This is a genomic window from Rhizobium sp. CG5, from assembly GCF_023701945.1.
In the GTDB taxonomy this organism is placed as follows: domain Bacteria; phylum Pseudomonadota; class Alphaproteobacteria; order Rhizobiales; family Rhizobiaceae; genus Allorhizobium.
In genome coordinates this window covers 16,581-39,836 of the sequence record NZ_JABAEF010000025.1, presented here as the reverse complement: position 1 = coordinate 39,836, position 23,256 = coordinate 16,581, and the positions used below count along the sequence as shown (strand labels likewise).

Genomic DNA, 23,256 nt, shown 5'->3' with positions numbered 1-23,256 from the left:
CCAGACATGCCAAACGGTTGCGCGCTGGAATTGCGAAAGGTCGTCGCCTCCTATGGCGGCGAGACGGTGGTCAAGGGCATCGACCTTTCGGTGGCGCCCGGTGAGTTCGTTTCGCTTCTGGGGCCAAGCGGCTGCGGAAAATCGACGACCTTGCGCCTGGTGGCGGGGCTTGAGCGGCCGGTCAGCGGCGAGATCATCGTCAATGGCAGGGATCTCACCCGTGTTCCCCCCAACCAGCGCGAAATGGGGGTGGTCTTTCAGGATTATGCCCTGTTCCCCCACATGAATGTGGCCCGTAACGTCGGCTACGGGCTGGAGATGCGCCGCAAATCCTCCGCTGAAATCGCAGAACGCGTTTCGGAAATGCTGGAGATGGTCGGCCTCGGCGATTACCGCGACAGGTTGCCTGGCGAACTCAGCGGAGGGCAGCGCCAGCGCGTTGCCCTGGCCAGAGCCCTTGCCACCAGACCGGCCGTGCTGCTTCTGGACGAGCCTTTCGCAGCGCTCGATCGGCATCTGAGATCGCGCATGCAGCACGAGCTGCGACGCATACAGCGGCTGATGTCTGTTGCCACCATCTTCGTGACCCATGATCAGGAAGAAGCGCTGGCGATGTCAGATCGCATCGCAGTTATGTCGCAGGGTGTGCTCTCGGATATCGGCGAACCCCGCCGCATCTATGACGACCCCGCCTCCCGCTTTGCGCTCGATTTCATCGGCGGCTGCTCGAAGCTGCCGGTGACGGTGCGGGAAATCGGCGAGACCGCGATCTTTTGCGAGCTGAAGGGTCACGACACATTGCTGGAAGTTCAACGGGTGCTGGGCTTTGCGCCCGTTGTCGGGCAGCCCGCCCGCCTTGCCCTGAGATCGAACCAGATCCGCATTCGCCAGGCTGAAAATCCTGACGAAAACAGTTGTCCGGTGCAGGTGAAGGACAAGGTCTTTCTCGGCACCTCGACTGAATACACGTTCGATATGGGAGGATATCCGGTCGAGGCCGTGGAGCCTTCCTCGAACAGGGACATCGCCATTTCTGCAAAGGCGCTGGCCTGCTGGTCGAAAAAAGACGGCTGGCTCATCGCACAAGACTAATCGGGGAGTATATATTATGGAAACACCTTCGAAAAACCTCCTTCGGGAGAAGCTCGCGCGCGGCGAGACGTGCTTCGGTGCGGTCATGCGGCTTTATTCGCACGAGATCGTCGAAATGGCCGGGCTTGCGGGCTGCGATTTCATCGTCGTCGATATCGAGCACGAGCCTTTCACGGTGCGCGAGGCCGCAGATCTCATCCGCACCACGCTTTTATACGGTATGACGCCGATTGCGCGCATCGGTCGCGGATCGGCTCAACTCATCGACCCGCTTCTGTCAGCCGGTGTGCAGGGCTTCAATATTGCCCGCGTCAGGAGTGCGGCGGATCTCGATGAAATCGCCGACATGCTGTTCTACCACCCTCAGGGCAGCCGCACGGTCTATGCACTCGGGCGTTCGGGTAATTTCGGCCACGAAACCGATGAGGGCGAGTGGATGAAAAGGGTCAATGCCGAGATCATGCTGGGCGCCATCATCGAAGAGGCGGCAGCGATCGATAATCTCGATGCCATCCTTGCCCATCCGGCCCTCGATTTCATCGATGTCGGCGCCAAGGATCTGCGCCAGTCCATGGGCATGCCGCCGATGACCGACATTCTCCCCATCGTTGCCGATGTCGTCAAAAAAGCCAAGGCGGCGGGCAAGTACACCGGTCATAGCCTTCAGGGACATGTACCGGATGAGGCGATGTACAGACGCCTTTCGGATGGCAAGGGCGTGATGCTGATTGCAACGCCGAGCGGCATCATCATCTCGGCGCTGGCCGCACAGGTTGCCGCTTCACGGAAAATTTCGACAAGCCAGGAACATGCGGCATGAAAAAGACCTATCTGCCATACCTCACCAATCTTGAAGTCGCAGCCGCCGCAAAGGCCGGTACGGTTCTGCTTTTGCCGATCGGGACTGTGGAGAGCAACGGCCCGCACCAGTTGCTCGGTTGCGATTTCATCATCGCCGAGCGCATGGCGCTGGCCGTGGCGGAAAAAACCAATGCCCTGGTGATGCCGACCCTGCATTATGGGCTGTCGGAAATGCATGATGGCTCGCCCGGCACGTTCACGCTGCCGGAAGCGCTGTTCAGCGACATGGTCGAAACCGTGGTGCGCGAAGCGGCGCGCAACGGCTTTCGCCGCATCGTGATGTTCAATTGCCATCGTCAGAACATCCAACCGCTGGAAATCATCGGTCGCAAGATGCACCGCGAGGCGCTGGCCGAGCTTGCGCTGATCGATCCGCTGGAAGTCGTCCGCGATGTCGCCGCCGATGTCTTTGCCGGCGATAGCAAGAAATCCGCAGGCCATGGCGGCGAGCCCCTGATGTCGCTGATTGCGCATCTGAACGGCGACGATATCCGCCTCGACCAGCGGTTCTCGGCCCATCTCAACCCCGTGGCAGGTCTGGAAGCAGTCGGCTCGTCCAAATTCATCTTCAAGGACAGCAAGGTCGGGCTTTTCCCGATATCCTGCGAGGTCAATGCCAGCGGCGCCTGGGCCGATGTGTCCAACAGTTCGGCGGAGCGCGGCAAGCAGGCATTCGAACGCCTTTGCGCCTATGTGACTGATTTCGTCGAGATGTTTGCCGTCACCACTATTACGGCGGCGCCCGACAAGGCACTCGCGCAGCGCTGAGCAGGGAGAGACACCGATGAGTTCCAGCGCCGCACATCTGACGGACAGGATCGTCGTCTTCGCCTTGGGCGGCACGATCGCAATGGTGCCGGGCGACAAGCCCGGCGCAGTTCCCACGCTCGATGCAGCCGACCTGGTCCGTGCCGTTCCGGGCCTGTCGGATTTCGATATCGAGGCCGTAAGCTTTCGCCAGAAGCCAGGTGCGCATCTGACATTCGACGATCTGGAGGCGCTGGCGTCGGCCATCGAAGATGCCGAGGCCAAAGGGGGGGCGAAAGGTGTGGTCATCACGCAAGGGACCGACACCATCGAGGAGGTGGCTTTCGCACTCGATCTGCTGCTTGACGTGTCAATTCCTGTCGTCGTGACCGGGGCGATGCGCAACCCTTCGGTGGCAAGTGCCGATGGCCCGGCCAATATGCTGGCGGCAGCACGGGTGGCCTCATCGCCGAAAGCCGCCGGGCATGGGGTGCTTGTGGTTTTCACCGACCAGATCCATGCCGCCCGTTTTGTCAAAAAGCAGCATACATCCAGCGTGGCGGCCTTTTCCTCGCCCAACGCAGGCCCTGTCGGCTGGGTTTCGGAAGAGGATGTCATCATCGTTGCATCGGTACCAAGCGGCGGACACATTGCACGGTTGCCGGAGGCGCTGCCTGCAAAGGTCGCTCTCGTTTCACTGACACTCGACTTCGATTGCCAGATACTTGATTTCGACAGGAATGGCGGGGTTCAGGGGCTGGTCATTGAAGGGCTCGGCGGTGGGCACTCAAACCCGGAAACCGCCGAAAAACTGGGCCAGATTGCTGATACTATCCCGGTCTTCCTGTCGTCGCGCACCGGTTCCGGTCAGGTTCTGCGCTCCACCTACGGTTTTATCGGAAGCGAGATGGATCTTCTCGGACGCGGCCTGCACGATACCGGCTGGCTGGATGGCCCCAAAAGCCGAATTCTGATGAACCTTGCTTTGCGTCACGGCCTCGACAGACAAAGCATTTGCAATCTGCTTAGCCGATACCGGGCCTGATTTCGCCAGTTGCGTCGCCTTGAGCCGTTTCGAACCTCTGGTATGACCGGATTTTGCTAAGCTGCTGGTTTCGCGCAAAACTGCTTTGACATCCAATTCGATTGCGGGATCGCCCAACTCCCGCCGGCGTCGTGTCTATAAGGGTGATGCGTTCCAGTGTTCAACTCCCGTCGCCGATACTCAGCCAGAATCGGCCTTAGGAGTGCACTGAAACGCAGTTATGTCGACTGGCTATCAATGTGGCGTGGCTACGCCTTAATATTCCTGGCGGCGACATCTTCTCGACTATCTGGCCGCCATGTTTGCCACGAGATCGCTGAACCGCTCGCCCTGGATACCGACATGCGAGCGAAGCAGGCGACGCGCCTCATCTCCGTCGCCGGCGAAGATCGCCTCGACGATAGCGCAATGCTCCTTGAACGATGTCGACAGGCGATTGCGCACGCGCAGCTGCAGCCTTCGGTAAGGGCGAAGACGCCGATGCAGCTGCGTGCACTGCTCTTCGAGGAAATCGCTGCGGCTCGCCGCGTAGATGGCCTTATGAAAATCCTCGTTGTCATAATAATAGGCGTCGCTGTTACCGGATTTGGCCGATTGCTCGCACCGGCCGTGCGTCGACTTGATCGCCTCGCGCGAGGCCTCGTTCAGCCGCCGGGCGGCGAGCGAGCCGGCCAGACCCTCCATCTCGGCCATGACCTCGAACATCTCAAAGACGCGGTGAGGTCCCGGATCGACGACAACTGCGCCTCTTCGAGGCCGGATCTCAATCAGCCCGATGGCGTCCAGTTGCATCAGCGCTTCGCGTACCGGCGTTCTCGACACGCCGAAGCGGGTGGCAAGCACCATTTCGTCGAGCCGTTCGCCGGGGGCGAATTCGTTGGAAAGAATGGCGTCTTCAATCTCATCCCGGAGCCACCGGCCAACATTTTCGGACATATACGCGCTCCATCATGCGAGGATGATACTCTTGTATACAAGATTCTTGACATTGTGTACCATCTTTGATTGATTACATGCTAGCTGCAAACGCGGGCCATGGGAAGCCAAAGCGGTTGCCGCAGGTCTGACGTGGGATCATGGGAGCACAGGCATGTCTGAAACCTCCTTCTTTACGGACATGCTCCAGAGCATTACCGATCGCGGGCGCAAGCTTTTGTTCTCCGGATCGCGCGTTGCGGACGTGGCCGTTGAAGCGGATACAGAGACGCTCTGCGAGATGCTGCTGTCGAGCCGCGGCGAAGCCTCGGGCATGGCTCTTGCCGCCGAGATTCTCGACCGCTGGAGCGTTCTCGACGCAGATGGCGCCCGGCAGTTTTTCCAATTGCTGTCCGACAGGTTCGGTCCCGATAAGGCGAAACTCGCACGGGCGATCGACACCTACCGCACAGACGAGAGTGCCGCGGCGATCATTGCTCTTCACCAGGCGGCCGAACCGCGGCGGCAGGAACTGTTGCGCCGGTTGAACCAGGCGCCAAGCGGCACGGCGAAACTTGTGCGGATGCGCGAGCAGCTTCTGCAGTTCAAGGAGACGGCAAATGGTTTTCAGGCGCTCGACGCTGATTTCACCCATCTCTTCGGGTCCTGGTTCAATCGGGGTTTCCTCACACTGAGGCCGATAGACTGGTCGACGCCGGCCAATATCCTGGAAAAGATCATCGCCTATGAGGCGGTGCACGAGATTGCCGGCTGGGAGGAACTCCGCCGCCGGCTTGCACCCTCCGACCGGCGATGCTTTGCGTTCTTCCATCCGCGGCTTGCCGACGAACCCCTCGTCTTTGTCGAGGTTGCTCTGACGCGCACGGTACCCAACACGATACATGAGGTCCTGGATGAGGGTCGGCTGCAGATTGCCGCCGGCGAGGCGACGACCGCCGTCTTCTATTCGATCTCCAATTGCCAGGATGGCCTGCGCGGCATTTCCTTCGGCAATTTCCTCATCAAGCAGGTCGTCGACGATCTGCGCAGGGATCTGCCGGGCCTGAAGAATTTCGTTACCCTGTCGCCCGTGCCGGGCTTTGCGCGCTGGCTTTCCTCGATCCGGACCGCAGAGAGCGATCCGCTGCTGTCGGATACGGACCGGGCGGCGCTGGCACTCTTGGATGATCCCATCTGGACCGGCGACGAGGATAAGGTTTTGAAGGTCGAGCGCGCCTTGCTGCCGATGGCGGCGCGCTATTTTCTCACGGCCAAGACCGCGGACGGTCGCCCGATCGATCCCGTCGCCCGTTTCCACCTCGGCAATGGCGCCCGACTCGAGAGACTGAATTTCCTCGGTGACCGCTCGGCAAAGGCCATGCAACAGGCGCACGGGCTGATGGTGAATTATCTCTACAAGCTCGACGATATCGTCGCCAACCACGAGGCGCTGGCGCAGCGCGGCGAAGTTGCCGCCTCGCCGGTCGTCAGGAACCTGTTGAAGCAGCATGGCGAGCCCAATGCAGTGGCAGGCGCAGCCGGCTTTCAGGGCAAGCGCAGATCGTAATGCACAGAATTGGAGGAGGGCAACAATGAGCAACCATCTTTTCGACGCCATAAAGGCGGCCGCCCGCAGCGATGCGCCGTTCATCATGATGAATGGCGGGCGCTCCTGGAATTATGAGGACGTGCTGGCGCTGTCCGGGCGGATCGCAAACACTATCGATGCCCTGGGCATCCGCCCCGGTGATCGGGTGGCTGTTCAGGTCGACAAAAGTGCGGAAGCCCTGATCCTCTACCTCGCCTGCCTGCGCAGCGGCGCGGTCTACCTGCCGCTCAACACCGCCTATACGCTCAACGAACTCGATTATTTCATCGGCGATGCGCAGCCCCGGCTCGTCGTCGTGCCCGCCGCCACGCGCGACAGCGTCGAGACCGTCGCCAAGCCACACGGTGCGATCGTCGAGACGCTCAACGCTGATGGCAGCGGCTCGCTGATGGACCTTGCCAAGGACGAGCAGCCTGATTTCGTCGACGCCTCGCGCGGGACTGACGATCTGGCCGCGATCCTTTATACGTCCGGAACCACCGGGCGCTCCAAGGGCGCGATGCTCACCCATGGCAATCTCCTCTCCAACGCATTGACCTTGCGGGACGTCTGGCGGGTCACGGCCGACGACCGGTTGATCCACGCCTTGCCGATCTTCCATACGCATGGGCTTTTCGTTGCGACCAACGTCACCCTGCTGTCCGGCGCATCGATGTTCCTGCTGCCGAAATTCGATCCGGACGAAGTCCTGTCGCTGATGCCGCAGGCGACGCTTATGATGGGCGTACCGACCTTCTACGTGCGCCTTCTTCAGAACCCGCGGCTGGATCATCACGCGGTCTCGACCATGCGCCTGTTCATTTCCGGTTCCGCGCCGCTTCTGGCGGAAACCCATGTCGAGTTCAAGAACCGCACCGGTCACGCCATCCTCGAACGCTACGGCATGACCGAAACGAACATGAACACCTCGAACCCCTATGACGGGGAACGGATTGCCGGAACCGTCGGCTTCCCGCTGCCGGGAGTGACGGTGCGCGTCACCGATCCGGCCACCGGAAAGGTGTTGCCGGCCGATGAAACCGGCATGATCGAGATCAAGGGGCCGAATGTGTTCAAGGGCTATTGGCGCATGCCGGAAAAAACCGCCGCCGAATTTACCGCCGACGGTTTCTTCATCAGCGGCGATCTGGGCAAGATCGATCCGGCGGGTTATGTCCACATCGTCGGCCGCGGCAAGGACCTGGTGATTTCGGGCGGATACAACATCTATCCGAAGGAGGTCGAGGGCGAGATCGATCAGATCGTCGGCGTGGTGGAGAGCGCGGTCATCGGCGTGCCGCATCCGGATTTCGGCGAAGGCGTCACGGCCGTTGTGGTTTGCAAGCCCGGTGTCGTGCTCGACGAGAAAGAGGTTCTCGGCGCGCTGACGGATCGGCTCGCTCGCTACAAGCAGCCCAAGCGGGTGATTTTCGCCGAAGACCTGCCGCGCAACACCATGGGCAAGGTGCAGAAAAACGTCCTGCGCCAGCAATACGCCGATCTCTACACGAGGACATAGACCGGCAGCGCTCTCGGGAGGAGGGCGTCGCTATTCCACATCAATTCGAAAACAACGACTAAGGCGCTGGAGGCGCCGGAGGGAGGGGAATCATGGGTATAGAATTGTTATCCATAGGGCTGCTCATTGCGATGTTCATCATCGCGACGATCCAGCCGATCAATATGGGCGCACTGGCATTTGCCGGCGCCTTCGTGCTCGGCACCATGGTGATCGGCATGAAAACCAACGATATTTTTGCCGGTTTTCCAAGTGACCTGTTCCTGACGCTTGTCGCCGTCACCTATCTTTTCGGCATAGCCCAGATCAATGGCACGATCGACTGGCTCGTCGAAGGCGCCGTGCGCATGGTGCGCGGCCGGATCGGCCTCATCCCCTGGGTGATGTTTCTCGTCGCCGCCATCATCACCGGCTTCGGCGCTCTCGGGCCTGCGGCGGTCGCCATCCTTGCGCCCGTTGCCCTCAGTTTTGCCGTGCAGTACCGTATCCATCCTGTCATGATGGGCCTGATGGTCATCCATGGTGCGCAGGCTGGCGGCTTTTCGCCTATCAGTATCTACGGCGGCATCACCAACCAGATCGTTGCAAAGGCCGGCCTGCCCTTGGCGCCGACGTCGCTGTTCCTGTCCAGCTTCTTCTTCAACCTGGCGATTGCCGTGTTGGTCTTCTTCGTCTTCGGCGGCGCCAAGGTGCTGAAGCAGGCATCCGCATCACTCGGCCCTCTGCCGGAACTGCATCCGGAAGGCGTGACGGAAGCAATCCGCGGCCACGGCGGCACACCTGCCAAGCCGATCCGGGAGCATGCCTACGGCACGGCGGCCGACACCGCGACAACGCTGCGCCTGAACAGCGAACGGATCATGACCCTGGTCGGGTTGACCGCGCTGGGCATCGGCGCGCTGGTCTTCAAGTTCAACGTCGGCCTCGTCGCAATGACCGTCGCGGTGGTGCTTGCGCTGCTGTCTCCAACGACGCAGAAGGCTGCAATCGACAAGGTCAGCTGGTCCACGGTGCTGCTGATCTCAGGCATTATCACCTATGTCGGCGTGATGGAAAAGGCAGGCACCGTCGACTACGTGGCGCATGGCATTTCGAGCCTCGGCATGCCGCTGCTGGTGGCGCTGCTGCTCTGCTTTACCGGTGCCATCGTTTCGGCCTTCGCCTCATCGACCGCACTGCTCGGCGCCATTATTCCACTCGCCGTGCCGTTCCTTCTGCAAGGTCACATCAGCGCCGTCGGGGTCGTCGCGGCCATCGCCATCTCCACGACGATCGTCGATACCAGCCCGTTTTCCACCAATGGCGCGCTGGTGGTTGCCAACGCGCCGGATGACCGGCGACCGCAGGTGCTGCGGCAATTGCTGATCTACAGTGCGCTCATCGCCATCATCGGCCCGATCGTCGCCTGGCTTGTGTTTGTGGTGCCAGGCCTGGTCTGAGTGCGGGTTCGGTCACAGTAACGTCTGCGTGCCGGATCCTGTTCGGCACGCAGACGAGCTGGTTGAGGAGAGAAACCCATTCGACATTGCCGATTGGCATGTTCAATCCCGATGCTTCACAGCCCCGCCGACCAAATCCTTTATCCCCTTGGATCGTATTCCCCCAACGAACCGGCATATTTGGCCAGCCTTTCTTCGGGTAGAAAACGTTTCTCGATGTCCAGCACCGCCGGAAAGCCGGTCAGTTCCAGATAGGAGAAGGTGCCGAGCTTCGATTGCTTCTGCGTCTCCATGAAATCGTTGAACGCATCCGCTTGCCGCTCACGGCAATCCCGCAGGAAGGCTTCCATCATCAATTGAGAGACCTTCGAGATGGAAATATTGTAGACCGCAGCGCCACTTGCTTCATATTCCGCCGTCGACAGCGCAGGCTTCACGGAACTTGCATTGATGTAGATCGCGACCTCCGGAAAAGCCTCCAATACGCGCTGCATTTCTTCGCGGCTCTGCAATGCCATAACCATCAGCATATCGACACCGCAGGTTAGATAGGCCTCGCAGCGGCGCAAGACTTCATCGACGCTTCCGCCCACGGCAGCCCGCGAATCCGTTCGGGCGATGACGACAACGTCCGGATCAAGATCGTCGCGTTTGGCGCAGGCGGCCCGATACTTGGCGCTCGCCTCAGATATCGACACCACCTCTACGCCCTTCGTGAAGCCGCAGCGCTTGGGAAATGTCTGGTCTTCCAGAAAAAAGCCCGCGACGCCGGCAGTGATGAACTCATGCACGGCGCGCGTGGTATTCACCACATTGCCGAAACCCGTTTCGCAATCGGCAATAACCGGAATGGAAATCGACTGACAGATGCGCCTGATGTTATCGGTCGCCTCCGTCAGCGTCATGAGGCCGGCGTCCGGCATACCCATGATATGGGCGGCTGCCTGCGATCCGGAATGGAAAAACAGGCGAAAGCCTGCGGCTTCCGTCAGTTGGGCATGGTGCGGTGTTGCACCAGAAATGCCGACAAGCGGTTTGCGGTCTTCCCGCAGCTGGCGCCTAAGCTCTGAACTCATGCGACCGGATATGACCTCGGGGCGAAGATGCATTTCTATCCTCCCTGTTCCTCAGAGGGCTTCTGTCCCATAGGGCAGCTTATATGTCAACATATATAGCCATTTTAGCCATTCTGAAGGATTTTTTCGCCTTCAATGCTTAAATGTGTTGACAGATTTTATCTCATCGACTTAGTTCAGCAGACTTTGATTGACGGCATGGGAGGAGCTATGACTGTCAGAAATTGGCCAGCCGCCATACTCGGCATTGTAATTTTCGCGATCGGCGTCGCGGTATTCCTGACCGCTCGCACGATCAAAGGCGGCTTTGGCTACGACGCCGTAGGCCCTGCCGTATTTCCCATGATCATAGGCAGCGGCTTCGTGATTGCCGCCATCATGATCGGCCTCGAAAGCATGAGCGTCGATCCAGAGCCGACCGATGACCAAGAGAGAAACAATTTCTGGCCGGTCATCGTCATCTCTGCCGCCCTGCTTGTCGAAGCCCTGCTCATCAAGCGCGTTGGATGGGTGCCGATGGCGGCCATTGTCTTCACGTCCGGTGCCTGGGCGTTCGGCAATCGCCGGCTGGTCGTGAATGGGTTCTTCGGCTTGGTGCTGTCGGCCTTGATTCTTTTCGCCTTCAACTGGGGGCTCGGCCTCGATCTTCCGCTCGGCATTCTTGCGCCGATTCTCCCTGCCAATCAGTAGGTCCGGCCAAAATGGATACATTTTTCGATCTGATGAATGGCTTTGCCATTGCCCTGACCCCCGCCAATGTCGGCTGGTCGCTGCTGGGCGTAACCTTGGGAACCGCAATCGGCGTGCTGCCGGGTATCGGCCCGGCAACCACGGTGGCGCTTCTCATGCCGCTCACGCTTGGCCTCGATCCCATATCAGCTTTCATCATGTTCGCCGGAATCTACTACGGCGCCCAGTATGGCGGCTCCACGGCATCCATCTTACTGAATACGCCGGGTGAAGCCGGCGCAATGATGACGGCGCTTGATGGCAATGCGATGGCCCGCAGGGGTCGCGGCGCCCAGGCATTGGCCACCGCTGCAATAGGCTCTTTCGTTGCCGGAACGATCGCAACGATTGGCCTTACCTTCGCGGCGCCGCTTCTCGTCAACGTCGCGCTCATGCTGACGGCGCCGGACTATTTCGCGTTGATGATATTGTCGCTCGCGACGGTCACGACCGTCATGGGCAGCTCGATCGGCAAAGGGATCGCCGCCCTGTGCTTCGGGCTGTTTCTCGGCTCGATCGGCCTTGACCCGCAAACAGGGCAGGAACGCTTTACCTTCGGCATCATCGAACTCCTGGATGGGATTGATACGGTCGTCGTTGCCGTCGGATTGTTCGCTGTGGGCGAAGCGCTGTTCGTCGCGGCACGCGAAGGCGGCGTCGCCGACAAGATCCATGCATTGAAGGGATCGATCTGGATGAGCCGGGAGGACTGGTCGCGATCCTGGAAGCCCTGGCTGCGTGGCACTCTCATCGGCTTCCCGATCGGCGCCATTCCCGCCGGAGGGAGCGAATTGCCGACCATTCTGTCCTACACGCTGGAAAAGAAGCTGTCCCGTAAGCCGGAAGAATTCGGCAAGGGTGCCATCGAAGGCGTCGCCGGGCCGGAAGCCGCCAACAATGCCTCTGCGGCTGGTGCATTGTCACCACTGCTGGCGCTCGGCTTGCCAACCTCCACGACAGCTGCAGTTCTGCTTGCCGCCTTCCAGCAATATGGCCTGCGACCCGGCCCGATGCTGTTTGAAAGCAATAGTGATCTGGTCTGGGGTCTGATTGCCAGCCTCTACATCGGCAACGTGCTGCTGCTCATCCTCAACCTGCCGATGGTGGGCATCTGGGTCAAGCTGCTGTCGATCCCCAAGCCCTGGCTCTATGGCGGCATTCTGGTGCTGGCATCGCTGGGCACCTACAGCATCAACGGCAATGCGGTCGATCTCTTCCTGCTTTGGCTCATCGGCATCATAGGCTTCTTCTGTCGGGTTCTGGAGGTCCCGATCGTGCCCTGCATTCTTGGCCTCATTCTTGGACCGATGATCGAACAACAGATGCGCCGTTCGCTTGCCATTAGTCAGGGTGACTGGACGGTGTTTCTGACCCATCCCGCCTCGGCCGTCATGCTGGCCCTGGCAGCCGCGATCATCTTTGTCCCAACTCTCATGCGCCTTCGCCGCTCCAACGACCCGGCGCCCGGTGGTGCCCCGGCCCCTTGAACAAACGGAAGTCACAATGTCGCCTAGAGCCGAATATCGAAAACTCATCCGTGACCGCGCAGGACACGTCATGCCCGGCGTCTACGATGCCTTGTCGGCCAGAATTGCCGAACGTGCAGGCTTCAAGCTGATCGGTGGCGGTGGGTTTTCCGCCATCGGCACGATGATGGCCGGCGCGGATATGGGGCAGTCCAACATGCGCGATTATGCGGAGCATTACGGTCGCATCTGCGCGGCGGTGAATATCCCCGTCTCCGTCGATGCCGATACCGGCTTCGGGGATGTGCATAACGTGACGCAGATGGTCCGCAGTTTCGAGACGGCAGGCGTTTCGGCGATCATGCTCGGCGACCAGAGCTTTCCCAACCGCTGCGGATATCTGCCAGGCAAGGATGTCATTCAGGTGGAAGAAATGGTCGCCAAAATTCGTGCAGCCGTCGCCGCCCGCCGCGATCCTGACCTCGTCATCATTGCACGCACGGATTCCCGTTCCACTCTCGGACTTGATGAAGCGATCATGCGTTGCAAGCTCTATCTCGAAGCCGGCGCAGATCTCGCCAAGCCGCAAGGGGTGGACAGGCCGGAGGAAATTGCCCGCTGCATGGAAGAGATCCCTTGCGAATTTATGGCAACGCTTTCTCAAGCGGCGCGGCAGCGCTTCACGGATATCGCGGCGTTGAAGGCGCAAGGTGTCGCCACGATCAGCATGCCATCGATATCGCTGTTTGCCGCCGCGCACGCGGTTGATGCGACTTTGCGATCGCTTGCCGCCGGAGGCTCGCTGGCATCGGTCGAAACCGGGCTTATGCCGCTCGATGACTACAATGAACTCGTCAATCTCAATGGCATGATCGCCAATGAGATCAGGTTTCGGGAGGAGGCCGCGGGTCTTGTGCAGCGCCACAGCGCACAGTCCACCACACATTTTTCAGCAACCATCGACATGGGAGGAAACGTTCGATGATCTCACGCAGACTGTTACTGGCAGCTTTTGCCACCACTCTTGCCATGCCGGCATTGCAAGCCGGAGCGCAAAGTATCAAAAACCTCGATGTGACCGTGCCAGGCGGACCGGGCAGCGGGCTGGACCAGGTGGCGCGCGCCATCGAAGAGACGGTTCGCCTCGAAAAGTTGGCGCCGTCCGTCAAAGTCACCAACATCCCCGGCGGCGGCGGCTTTGTCGCGATCTCGCAATTCGTGACCAGCAAGGAAGGCAATGGCAACGCCATCGTCGTGCAAGGTGCCGGTACAGTGTTTTTCCCGCTGACCAACAAGACACCTGTAACCCTGGCAGATGTGCGCCCGCTGGTGCGATTGGCAGGCGAATATGAGGTGATCGCGACGCGCGCCGATTCCGACCTCAAGTCCTTCAAGGATCTGATGGAGACGTTCAAGGCCAATCCGGGAAGCGTCGCCTGGGGTGGCGGATCGCCCGGATCGACCGAAAACATCTTCTTCGCTCGCCTTGCAAAACAGGCTGGCCTAGAGCCAAAGCAGGTCAACTTCATTCCGCACCCGAACACGGGCGAGGTCGTGGTATCGGCGTTGAACGGTCAGGCAACGGTTGTGGGCGGCGGGCTGCAGGACTTCCTGACGCAGGTCCAGGCCGGAAAGTTGAAGATTCTCGCCGTAGCCTCGCCTGAACGTCTACCGGGCGTGGATGCACCAACCCTGCGCGAACTCGGCTACGACGTTGTCTTCGCCAATTGGCGCGGTATTTCGGTCCACAAAAGCCTCGATGAGGCCCAGGCCAAAGCAATTTCGGACTTTGTCGAGAAGATGAAAGAAACACCACGCTGGAAACAGATCCTACAGGAACGCGGCTGGCTCGACATGTATCTGAATGAGGCAGACTATCAGGCCTTCATCCAGAAAGAGACGGCCAGTGCCAAAGAAATCCTGAGCGCATTGGGATTGGCTGCCAATTGATGCCTCTCAGGGCAAAAACCCTCACTGTCCTGCTGGTCCTGGCAGCGGGGGTTGCAGGCGGACTTCTGTTCCGCCTGCTCCATCTTCCACTGCCCTGGACATTGGGAGCGATGTTCGGGGCAGCACTTCTTTCCTTCTACGACCGAAGCCGGGTCTTACCGCCCATTTTCCGCGATGGCGCGCGCCCGGTCATCGGCGTTATGGCCGGAAGCGCATTCACGCCAGTGGTCGCGCAGACGATCACCAGTTGGTGGGTTCTGGTGCCGATACTGGTCATCTTCTTTCTACTGGTCACCACCTGCGGCTTCTATTTTTTCCGTCGGCTTGGCTATGATCGCTCAACCGCCATTTTCGCCTCCATGCCGGGTGGGCTTGGCGAAATGACACTGCTGGGCGGGCAGTTCGGCGCAGATGTCCGCAAGCTGGTGCTCGTTCATTCGGTCCGCATCATCATCGTCGTGTCTGTCGTACCGATTCTCTTGATGTTGATGACGGATGTCAATCTCGCGAGGGGCGCCGCACCCGTTGCCGACCGCACCTCTGCCAGCGCCGCCGACTGGCTGATCTTGCTGGCATGCGCGGGACTTGGATACGTGGCGGGGCGTCCCTTGCGCTCTTTTGGCGGTATCATGATCATGCCTTTGCTGTTCAGCGCCTGTGCCCATGGCGTGGCGATAACCGCCGTTGCCCCACCTGCGTGGCTGGTGGCCGGGATGCAGGTCATCATCGGCTGCATCACCGGCGCGCGATTTGCCGGCATCAAGTTTCACGAAGCACGTCTTGCTCTGATACAAGGCGTTTTCTGGACCTCGATCCTCATCGGTCTGGCGCTCGCGGCCGCAGAGGCCACCAGCATTCTCGTCCATCAATCATTTGCCGCGTTGTTTCTGGCTTTTGCGCCCGGCGGCTTTGCTGAGATGAGCATCATCGCCTTTGCAGCCAATATCGAAGTCGCATTCGTCGTGACCTGCCATGTCTTTCGCACAATTTACGTTGTGCTTGCAGGTCCCTCCATTCATCGCCTGCTGGCAGGCAATCGCAATTGACGTCAAGGCTTATCAAACCGGCCAAACGACCGTAATATTGCGCTCCAAGACGACATGAGGCAGCCATTGGGTATGGATCACATCAAGATGCAGACGGCGGATATTCAGCACGGCGGCATGGACGCAGAGGGAACCCTGGCTGAGCGACTGTTTCACCAACTCACCGAGGCCATTCTCATGGGGGAAATTCCTCTGGGCTCGAAAATCAGCGAACCGGCGCTGGCCCAACGGTTCGGCGTCAGTCGCGGTCCGCTCAGAGAAGCCATGCATCGGCTTCAAGAGCGTCGTTTGATAACTCGTACCGCAAACCAGGGGGCGCGGGTGACCGAAGCCACCCCGGAAACACTGTCTTCCCTCTTCAGTGTGCGCGAAATGCTGGAAGGCCTTGCTGCGCGAGAAGCGGCGATCAAAATGACGCCTTCCGATTTCGTCAGGCTGCGTGAAACGATCGAACACCACGAGGCCGGGCTTGCAGGGCTGGAGCCAGGGCAACACAATGCGCTGGGCACCGTCGACAGGGACTTCCATTTCCAGATTGCCCAATCCAGCCAGAACGATCTGCTGATAAAGCTGCTCTGTGAAGAACTCTATCCGCTTTTGCGCCTTTATCGCAGCCGCAATGACAGCTTCGAGCTGCGTCAGCGTGCCGTGGTGGAGCACAAGCGCATCTACGACGCCATTGTCGACCGGGATGCTGATCTCGCCGAAATCATGATGCGCCGCCACATCGCCAGCGCCAGGAAACGCCGCGTCGAGGCCATGCAACGCGATATTGCGCTAGAAGCCACGGCAACACCCACCGGCAGGCGCAAGCGAGTATCGAATGTCGCAGACGCAAAGCACAAAATTTTCTGAAGCAATGGGTAGCGGCAATGCCTTCATCCTGCGGGACTTTCGCAAGCCGTCTGCAAGAAAATCCTGATGCTTGAACCGAGGCTGATGAGACAAGGCGTGCCGCGGCTTGGATCACCGCTTCCGCCGATCGCGAAGGTTTATTTTTCAGGTTTTACAGGAAGGCCGGACAGTTGGATTTTCCTCTCCAGCAGCTCAAGCCTGTCCTGTCCCCAGAACCCTTCTCCATCGAAGAAATAGAACGGCGCACCGAACACGCCCTTGCCGATCGCCTCCTCGGTATATCGGAAGTACGTCTCGCTGATCTCCACGGCGCTCGAAAGGGCGGCAATCTCCCTGGTTGGCAATTCGAGGCTGTCGCTGATGTCGGTCAGGACGGCCATATCCTCGATGTTGCGGTCTTCCACCCAGCGGGCAATCATAATCCGGTGGACGAGGGCATGCAGCGGCAGACCCAGCTTTTGCGCGGCAATCACAAAAAACGACGGAAGTTGCGCGTTTGTTGCCGGATATTTCGGCTTAAGATTGATCGGCATGCCGAGAATGTCGCGGTAGCGCACCATCTCCAGCAAGCGGTAGTCCTGCCGCTCTTTTGCGCGCAGAGGCAGCTTCAGTCCACCCGTCCTGTCGAAGACAGTCGTGAAATCGATCGGATAATAATCGATCGCGAGACTGTATTTTTCGGCAATCTCGGCAAGGCGCGGGTTTCCGAAATAGGCCCAGTCGGAGTTGATCCAGAAATAGTATTCAATGCGGTCGGTCGCCATCGTCCCTTACCCTTTGGTCGCAGGTTCTCGGTGGCGGGGCACTACCCGCACCGCCGCCCGTCCAACATCGTTGATGCTGTTTCGCGAAAATGAAATTCAGCCGAGAAACACGCTTTCGTCCTGGCCTTTCGACACAGGCAATGGCTGTTCGCACAGCCTGCCGATTTTGACATGCATGCCGGTTCGCGATGACTCTTCGAGCGCGTCGAGCACTTCAAGCACATGCAAGGCCAGCTTGCCGTTGGCGCGGTGCTCGCGCTTTTCCCGGATCGCCGCCGCCATGTCGATGAGGCCGATGATGCGGTAATCGGCAACCTCGCGCCCCGCCCGGGTGGTGCGGTTGTTCGTGCCGAAAGCGAACTCCTCGGTCGCCAATGCCTTCCACGGCTCACCATGCACCGCGACTTCAGGAACGCCACCGAAGAAATTCGGATCGGGGTTCTGCAGGCTGCCTTCCGTGCCGTAGATTTCGATGCCCGGCCGCCTTGTGCTCATCACATCCCAGGATGTGGTGATCGCTAGATTGGCGCCGGACCTGAACAGCAGGCTGCCATTGATCGTCGTCGGCACCTCGACCTCGAACTGCGTGCCGTTCAGCGCGTCGCTGGTAATCGTGCGCGTCTCGAACCCCTTGGTCGCCATCGCCGAAACCGAGGCGACGGGGCCGAGCAGATTGACCAATTGGGTGATGTAGTAGGGCCCGATATCGAGGTGCGGACCGCCGCCCAGCTTGTAGAAAAAGCGAGGATCGGGATGCCAGTGTTCCATGCCACGCGTTGCAACACAGACACTGCCGCCGATCACCCTGCCGATCAGGCCGTCATCGATCGCCCGCCTGCAGGCTTGGTGGCTTGCCCCCAGAAAGGTGTCCGGTGCGCAGCCGACACGCAATCCCTTGGCTTCGGCCGCGTCCAGAACCGGCTTTGCATCGCCCAGGCTGGCGACCAACGGCTTTTCCGAATAGACGTGCTTGCCCGACTCGATGATCTTGCCGTCGATCTCCGCATGAGCACCAGGAATCGTCAGGTTGATGACGATCTCGATTTCGGGATCTGCCAGCAGTTCCTCGACCGTCATCGCCTGGCAATTGTGTTCGGCAGCCCTTGCCTCGGCCGCCTCGCGGCGCAGGTCGGCGACACCCTTGACGGTGAGAATCTTGGACCGTGCAGCGCCCGTCAAATAGGAATTGCTGATGACCCCGCATCCGATGATGCCAATCGTCGTCGCTTGCATGTCAAACCTTTTTGCGCGTGATATAGTTGAAGCTGTTGGTGACGGACTTGACCGGATCGAGCGGCTTGTCATGTTCGACGACCATCAGGCCGGCACCGTTGTCGAGGCAGAGCTGCCACAGTTTGGTCCAGTTGAGCACGCCATGGCCCACATCGGCCCAGCCCGCTTCATCGAGGTTCTGGCCATCCGCAGCCAGGTCCTTGACATGAGCGGCGGCCATACGGCCCTTGTGCTGCGGCACCACTTTGTGCGGATCAAGCCCACCGCGAACGATCCAGGCGATATCGGCCTCCCATGAAAGCGGGCTGGCGCCTGCGGCATCGAACAGGATGTCGAGGGCGATCCGGCCGTCCTCCTTCTCGACCATTTCCCAATTGTGATTGTGATAACCGAGCCGAATGCCGGATGTGGCGAAACGGTCTGCAAGCTTGCCGAGTTCCAGGCCCAGATCCTGCCAATAGGCGGCTGGCGACAGTCTCTCCGGCGCCGGCACCGAGGGCATGAACAGGTGCTCGAAGCCGAGCGTGTGGCACGCATCGAGGATGGCCTCCGGTTTTTCGCGCAGCGCCGCCATACTGACATGGCTGGACGATGCAGAGAGCCCCCGGGCAGCAAGCTTTGCCGCCAGACCCCCGGCGTCATCCAGATGAGTGCCGATCAGTTCAACATTGCGATATCCGGCGCCCTCGACGGCATCCAGAATGAGGTCCAGTTCGCCGAGTTCCCGCAGCGTATAAAGCTGGACGGAGAGTGTCGGTTCTGCAGTGCCTTTGGTCATTTCAAATCCTTTTTTCAGTGGCGGCATCGAACAACGACGCGCGTTCGAGTGCGAACTGAACGCGCGCAGTCTTGCCGAGTGTACGGGCAAGAACCGGGTTCAGCCGTGCGGAGAATTTCTGGCCTTCGACCTCGAACCAGCACAGCGTGTCCGCGCCCATCGGCTCGATAAACAAGGTCGTCACGTCGATCCCCCGTTGGCTCGGGTCCTCGACAATTGTTATATGCTCGGGCCGCAAGCCGAGGACGACCTTGCCAGACATCGGCGCGGTAAAGGGATAAGCTCCCATATCGAGAGACAGGCTGCCAAAATCGAGCGTCCGGTCGCTGTTGAGCGTCGCCTGCAGAAAGCTCATGGAAGGCGAGCCGACAAAGCCCGCGACAAAAAGCGTGGCCGGCCTCTCGTAGAGTTCCTCCGGCGGCGCATATTGTTCGACCCTGCCACCCTTCATGACCGCGACGCGGGTTGCCAAGGTCATCGCCTCGATCTGGTCATGCGTGACGTAAAGCATTGTCGCACCCAGAGAGGCATGCAGCCGCTTGAGTTCGCCCCGCGTCTCGGTGCGCAGCTTGGCGTCCAGGTTGGACAGAGGCTCGTCGAACAGGCAGACGCTGGATTCACGAACGAGAGCGCGGCCGATGGCGACGCGCTGACGCTGCCCGCCGGACAGGGCGGCAGGTTTGCGGTCGAGGTAGGATTCGATCTGCAGCATCTTGGCAACGCGATGGACACGCTCGTTGATCGTGGCCTTGGGGACCTTGTTGACCGTCAGGCCGAAGGACAGGTTCTTTCGCACCGACATGGTTGGGTAGAGCGCGTAGGATTGAAACACCATTGCAATGCCGCGTCGGCTCGGATCAACGTCGGTGACATCGGTGCCACCGATGTCAATCGAACCGCTATTGATGGGCTCGAGGCCGGCGATGGCGTTCAGAAGCGTCGACTTGCCGCAACCCGAGGGCCCAAGCAGGACGATGAACTCGCCGGGATCGATCTGAAGGTCGATGGACTGCAGCACGTGCAGCGGGCCGTGCCACTTGTTGAGATCCTTGATGCAAATTCCAGACATCGGGTTATCCTTTGACCGCGCCAGCGGTGATGCCCTGCACGAAATAGCGGCCGGACAGGAGATAGAGGAGGAGCGGAGGCAGCGCCGTCAGAAGCGTGGCAGCCATGTTCACGTTGTATTCGATCTCGCCCATGGAGACGTGAACGATGTTGTTGAGCTGCACCGTCATCGGCAGGTTGTCACGACCCGCGAAGATCAGGCCAAGCAGGTAGTCGTTCCAGATGGCGGTGAACTGCATCATCGTCGTGACTGCGAGAATGCCCGGCGACATTGGAAGGATGATGCTCACGAAGATCCTCGTGAACCCGGCACCATCGATCCGCGCCGCTTTGATCAGTTCTTGCGGCAGGCCAATGTAATAGTTCTTGAAGATCATCGTCATGACCGGAAGTCCGAAGATGATGTGAATAAGGATGATGCCGGGCAGCGAGTTGTACAGGCCGACCGTGCTGAAGATCCGCACGATCGGATAGAGGATCACCTGATAGGGAATGAATGCGACGATCATCAACGCCGTCATCACAGCCTTTGCCCCGCGGAACGGCCACATCGCTAGGGCATATCCGGTTACGGCGCCCGCCAGCACCGAAAGCGCCGTTGCAGGAACCACGATCTTGATCGAGTTCCAGAACCCTTCGCTTAAGCCCGAACAGGAAAGGCCTGAGCACGCCGAAAACCAGGCCTTGCCAAAATGATCGAGGCTCGGCTGCACCGGCAACGAGAAGATCGATCCGGATCGGATTTCATCCATCGGCTTGAGAGCGGTAACGACCATCACGAATAGGGGCAGCAGAAATGCCGCCGCGACGAGAATAAGGATCACATAGATCGCCAGCTTGTAGGCCAATGGCGACCCGGCAGTACGGTCGAATGTCGCCATTACTGCTGCCCCTTCCTGGTGTAGAACAATGGGGTTATGACCGCGACAATGGTGATCAGCATGGTGATCGCGGCAGCCGAGGCGAGGCCGAGATTGGCGCGTTCGAACGTGTAGTCGATGACGAACCGACCTGGCAGATCCGATGAGTTTCCAGGGCCGCCATCGGTCATGGCAACGACGAGGTCGTAGCTTTTGACAACGGCGATCGCCAGCAGGACGACGCAGGTCATGATCAGCGGCTTCAGCATGGGCAGAACCACCTGGGCATAAACCCGGGCCTTGGAGATGCCGTCGAGCCTGGTGGCTCTCCAGATTTCCTCGTCCACCCCGCGCAGTCCGGCCAGGATGATGGCCATGATAAGGCCAGCCTGATGCCACACTGCCGCAAAAACGAGCGTGTAGATCGCGTAATCCTTCTGGATGATCCAGTCGAACGTAAAACTTTCCCAGCCGAGGCTGCGAACGAACTGCTGCACCCCGATCGACGGCGTCAGCAGCCATTGCCAGATCAGACCCGTGACGATGTAGCTAAGCGACAAGGGGTAGAGGAAAATCGTGCGAAATATGGATTCGAACCGGATCTTGCTGTCGATCATGATCGCCAGGCCGACGCCGAGGACAAGGGTTCCGGCGACCATGAGGCCGCCGAAAATGAACATGTTGCCGAAGGACACGATCCAGCGTTCGGTGGAAAACAGCCTGACATATTGCTGGAAGCCGACGAACGTGTAGTTCGGCATGATACCCGAGCGGGTCAGCGAGATGTAGGCGGTCCAGCAAATGCTTCCGAGGAAGCATACCGCAATGACGACAACCGTCGGCAATACCGCCAGCTTGGCCTGCAAATTTCGTATTGACATGATCTTCCCAGCGATCACTTGTCGATCTTGCTCAGGATGTCGGCAAGCTTCTTTGCAGCGTCCTGCGCAGTGATTTTCGGGTCGTTCCAGTATTGAACGATCAGATCGCCGATCGCACCTTCGGTATCGCCACTGAACACGCCGGAATAGCCGGGCACGAGGTTCTGTGGTGATTGCCGCACGACATTCTCGGTCAGCGCACCGCACATATCGAGATTGGCAATCTTCGCATCGGTGCGCGACGGCAAGCTGCCCTTGATCGAATTGAACGATACCTGGACTGCCGGATCCATCACCGTGTCGACAAGCTTCTCACGTGCTGCTTTCTGGTCGGATGCCGGGAAAGCCATCAGATCGACGATCGTGATGAGATGGTTCTCGTTACCAGGCGCGAGCGTGCAGCCGAACTCCTTGCCCGGCGTCATGCCGGCCACGACGAACTCTGCCTTGGCCCAATCGCCGATGATCTGCATAGCAGCCTGGTTCTTCTGTACCAAATAGGACGTATCGTTCCACTTGCGGTTCGGGCTGCCGGAGTCGACGTAGTTGGTCAGGCCGCGCAGAACCTCGAAGGCCTTGACCGTGCTGGCATCAGCGGCCGCATCGGTGTCGTGATCGACCCAGACCTTGCGATAGTGATCACTGCCGCCAGTTCCCAGAAGGACCGACTGAAACAAGTAATGCATCTGGGGGCGCTGGATACCGATCGCCAACGCAGTCAGGCCCGCAGCCTTGATCTTATCGGCGACAACAAAAAACGCGTCCCAAGTCTTGGGAGGTTCGATCTTCAGGTCGGCGAAGATCTTGGTGCTGTAGAACATCATGTTGGACGCCTGGATGTTCAGCGGCGCCGCTATCACATGGCCGTCATAGGAAATCCGGTCATACAGAAGGGGAGGAAGCACAGCCTTCCAGTTGCCCTTTGCAGCGTCGTCGTCGAGGTAGGCGATCAGATCCTGGCTTGCGAGGTCGCGAAGCGCAAGCACGCTGGTCCACTGCATGGCCGTCGGAGGGTTTCCGCCAGCGATGCGGTTGATGGCGGCGGCACGCGCAGCAGGACCGCCGACAACGGCGCTATCGATCCATTTCCCACCCCTCTGGGTGTAGGCGTCGGCAATGGCTTTGACCGCCTTTGCCTCTGCCCCGGATGTCCAGAAGTGGATGACGTCTGCTTCTTGTGCGAAAACAAATGTCGGCAGGACCGACAGACCGGTCATGGCCAGACATGCGCCTGCAAACAGGCGACTTCTAAAGAGGCTGCATTTCATCACATGTTCCCTTTTTTATTTTGCCGTCTGGGTGGATTAAGGATCAACAAAATTCCAAAAGCAACCAAAAAATTTG

At 59.6% G+C, this 23,256-nt stretch carries 22 protein-coding genes; 13 read left to right on the top strand and 9 right to left on the bottom strand.

Going from position 1 to position 23,256, the window contains the following annotated elements; genetic code table 11:
- The first annotated feature begins 6 nt into the window (after positions 1-6).
- Genes HGO38_RS31190 through HGO38_RS27635 form a run of 4 tightly spaced genes read left to right on the top strand, consistent with a single transcriptional unit; the run spans position 7 to position 3,745 of the window.
- Positions 7-1,092: an ABC transporter ATP-binding protein gene (locus HGO38_RS31190; RefSeq protein WP_352230513.1), complete on the top strand. Its 1,086-nt coding sequence runs from the start codon at positions 7-9 to the stop codon at positions 1,090-1,092.
- Between the two features lie 16 nt (positions 1,093-1,108).
- Positions 1,109-1,912, top strand: a complete 804-nt coding sequence (locus tag HGO38_RS27645; RefSeq protein ID WP_250959033.1) for an HpcH/HpaI aldolase family protein — start codon at positions 1,109-1,111, stop codon at positions 1,910-1,912.
- Positions 1,909-2,721 carry a creatininase family protein gene (locus HGO38_RS27640; RefSeq protein ID WP_250959032.1) on the top strand — a complete coding sequence of 271 codons (813 nt, stop codon included), beginning with the start codon at positions 1,909-1,911 and terminating at the stop codon, positions 2,719-2,721. The genes HGO38_RS27645 and HGO38_RS27640 overlap by 4 nt, the downstream gene beginning before the upstream one ends.
- 16 nt (positions 2,722-2,737) lie before the next feature.
- Positions 2,738-3,745: an asparaginase gene (locus HGO38_RS27635; protein ID WP_250959031.1), complete on the top strand. Its 1,008-nt coding sequence runs from the start codon at positions 2,738-2,740 to the stop codon at positions 3,743-3,745.
- Positions 3,746-4,030: 285 nt separating this feature from the next.
- On the opposite strand, the gene HGO38_RS27630 is transcribed toward HGO38_RS27635, so the two are convergent.
- Entirely contained in the window at positions 4,031-4,681 is a 651-nt protein-coding gene (locus HGO38_RS27630) for a GntR family transcriptional regulator (RefSeq protein WP_250959030.1), read from the bottom strand.
- Between the two features lie 154 nt (positions 4,682-4,835).
- On the opposite strand from HGO38_RS27630, the gene HGO38_RS27625 reads away from it, so the two are divergent.
- The 3 genes from HGO38_RS27625 (at position 4,836) to HGO38_RS27615 (ending at position 9,206) form a co-directional block, all read left to right on the top strand.
- Complete coding sequence (locus HGO38_RS27625; protein WP_250959029.1) at positions 4,836-6,227, top strand: malonyl-CoA decarboxylase; 1,392 nt, start codon at positions 4,836-4,838, stop codon at positions 6,225-6,227.
- A gap of 25 nt (positions 6,228-6,252) precedes the next feature.
- A complete protein-coding gene (locus HGO38_RS27620) occupies positions 6,253-7,767 on the top strand; it encodes a malonate--CoA ligase (protein ID WP_250959028.1) in 1,515 nt (504 codons plus the stop codon).
- Between the two features lie 92 nt (positions 7,768-7,859).
- Positions 7,860-9,206, top strand: coding sequence for an SLC13 family permease (locus tag HGO38_RS27615; protein WP_250959027.1), 1,347 nt, complete (start codon positions 7,860-7,862; stop codon positions 9,204-9,206).
- Between the two features lie 140 nt (positions 9,207-9,346).
- Here HGO38_RS27615 and HGO38_RS27610 read toward each other — a convergent pair whose 3' ends face one another.
- Positions 9,347-10,282, bottom strand: a complete 936-nt coding sequence (locus tag HGO38_RS27610; protein WP_250959066.1) for an isocitrate lyase/PEP mutase family protein — start codon at positions 10,280-10,282, stop codon at positions 9,347-9,349.
- A gap of 135 nt (positions 10,283-10,417) precedes the next feature.
- On the opposite strand from HGO38_RS27610, the gene HGO38_RS27605 reads away from it, so the two are divergent.
- The 6 genes from HGO38_RS27605 to HGO38_RS27580 all read left to right on the top strand — a co-directional run bounded on the left by HGO38_RS27605 (position 10,418) and on the right by HGO38_RS27580 (position 16,328).
- Complete coding sequence (locus HGO38_RS27605) at positions 10,418-10,972, top strand: tripartite tricarboxylate transporter TctB family protein (protein WP_250959026.1); 555 nt, start codon at positions 10,418-10,420, stop codon at positions 10,970-10,972.
- Between the two features lie 11 nt (positions 10,973-10,983).
- Complete coding sequence (locus tag HGO38_RS27600) at positions 10,984-12,498, top strand: tripartite tricarboxylate transporter permease (RefSeq protein WP_250959025.1); 1,515 nt, start codon at positions 10,984-10,986, stop codon at positions 12,496-12,498.
- Entirely contained in the window at positions 12,479-13,462 is a 984-nt protein-coding gene (locus tag HGO38_RS27595) for an isocitrate lyase/PEP mutase family protein (RefSeq protein WP_250959024.1), read from the top strand. The genes HGO38_RS27600 and HGO38_RS27595 overlap by 20 nt, the downstream gene beginning before the upstream one ends.
- Positions 13,463-13,590: 128 nt before the next feature.
- Positions 13,591-14,427 (top strand): tripartite tricarboxylate transporter substrate binding protein, encoded by an 837-nt coding sequence (locus tag HGO38_RS27590; protein ID WP_250959023.1) that lies wholly within the window; start codon positions 13,591-13,593, stop codon positions 14,425-14,427.
- Entirely contained in the window at positions 14,427-15,473 is a 1,047-nt protein-coding gene (locus HGO38_RS27585; RefSeq protein WP_250959022.1) for an AbrB family transcriptional regulator, read from the top strand. The genes HGO38_RS27590 and HGO38_RS27585 overlap by 1 nt, the downstream gene beginning before the upstream one ends.
- 72 nt (positions 15,474-15,545) lie before the next feature.
- Positions 15,546-16,328, top strand: a complete 783-nt coding sequence (locus HGO38_RS27580; protein WP_250959021.1) for a GntR family transcriptional regulator — start codon at positions 15,546-15,548, stop codon at positions 16,326-16,328.
- A 137-nt stretch (positions 16,329-16,465) separates the two neighbouring features.
- On the opposite strand, the gene HGO38_RS27575 is transcribed toward HGO38_RS27580, so the two are convergent.
- From HGO38_RS27575 to HGO38_RS27545, 7 genes are all read right to left on the bottom strand, one after another.
- Positions 16,466-17,092, bottom strand: a complete 627-nt coding sequence (locus HGO38_RS27575; protein WP_250959020.1) for a 2-hydroxychromene-2-carboxylate isomerase — start codon at positions 17,090-17,092, stop codon at positions 16,466-16,468.
- A 96-nt stretch (positions 17,093-17,188) separates the two neighbouring features.
- Positions 17,189-18,325 (bottom strand): Gfo/Idh/MocA family protein, encoded by a 1,137-nt coding sequence (locus HGO38_RS27570; protein WP_250959019.1) that lies wholly within the window; start codon positions 18,323-18,325, stop codon positions 17,189-17,191.
- A 1-nt stretch (position 18,326) separates the two neighbouring features.
- Positions 18,327-19,103: a sugar phosphate isomerase/epimerase family protein gene (locus HGO38_RS27565; protein WP_250959018.1), complete on the bottom strand. Its 777-nt coding sequence runs from the start codon at positions 19,101-19,103 to the stop codon at positions 18,327-18,329.
- A 1-nt stretch (position 19,104) separates the two neighbouring features.
- Entirely contained in the window at positions 19,105-20,172 is a 1,068-nt protein-coding gene (locus tag HGO38_RS27560; protein WP_250959017.1) for an ABC transporter ATP-binding protein, read from the bottom strand.
- A gap of 4 nt (positions 20,173-20,176) precedes the next feature.
- On the bottom strand, positions 20,177-21,052 hold the full coding sequence (locus HGO38_RS27555) for a carbohydrate ABC transporter permease (RefSeq protein WP_250959016.1): 876 nt from the start codon (positions 21,050-21,052) through the stop codon (positions 20,177-20,179).
- Complete coding sequence (locus tag HGO38_RS27550) at positions 21,052-21,912, bottom strand: carbohydrate ABC transporter permease (protein ID WP_250959015.1); 861 nt, start codon at positions 21,910-21,912, stop codon at positions 21,052-21,054. The genes HGO38_RS27555 and HGO38_RS27550 overlap by 1 nt, the downstream gene beginning before the upstream one ends.
- A 14-nt stretch (positions 21,913-21,926) precedes the next feature.
- Positions 21,927-23,129, bottom strand: coding sequence for an ABC transporter substrate-binding protein (locus HGO38_RS27545; protein ID WP_250959014.1), 1,203 nt, complete (start codon positions 23,127-23,129; stop codon positions 21,927-21,929).
- Positions 23,130-23,256 lie beyond the last annotated feature (127 nt).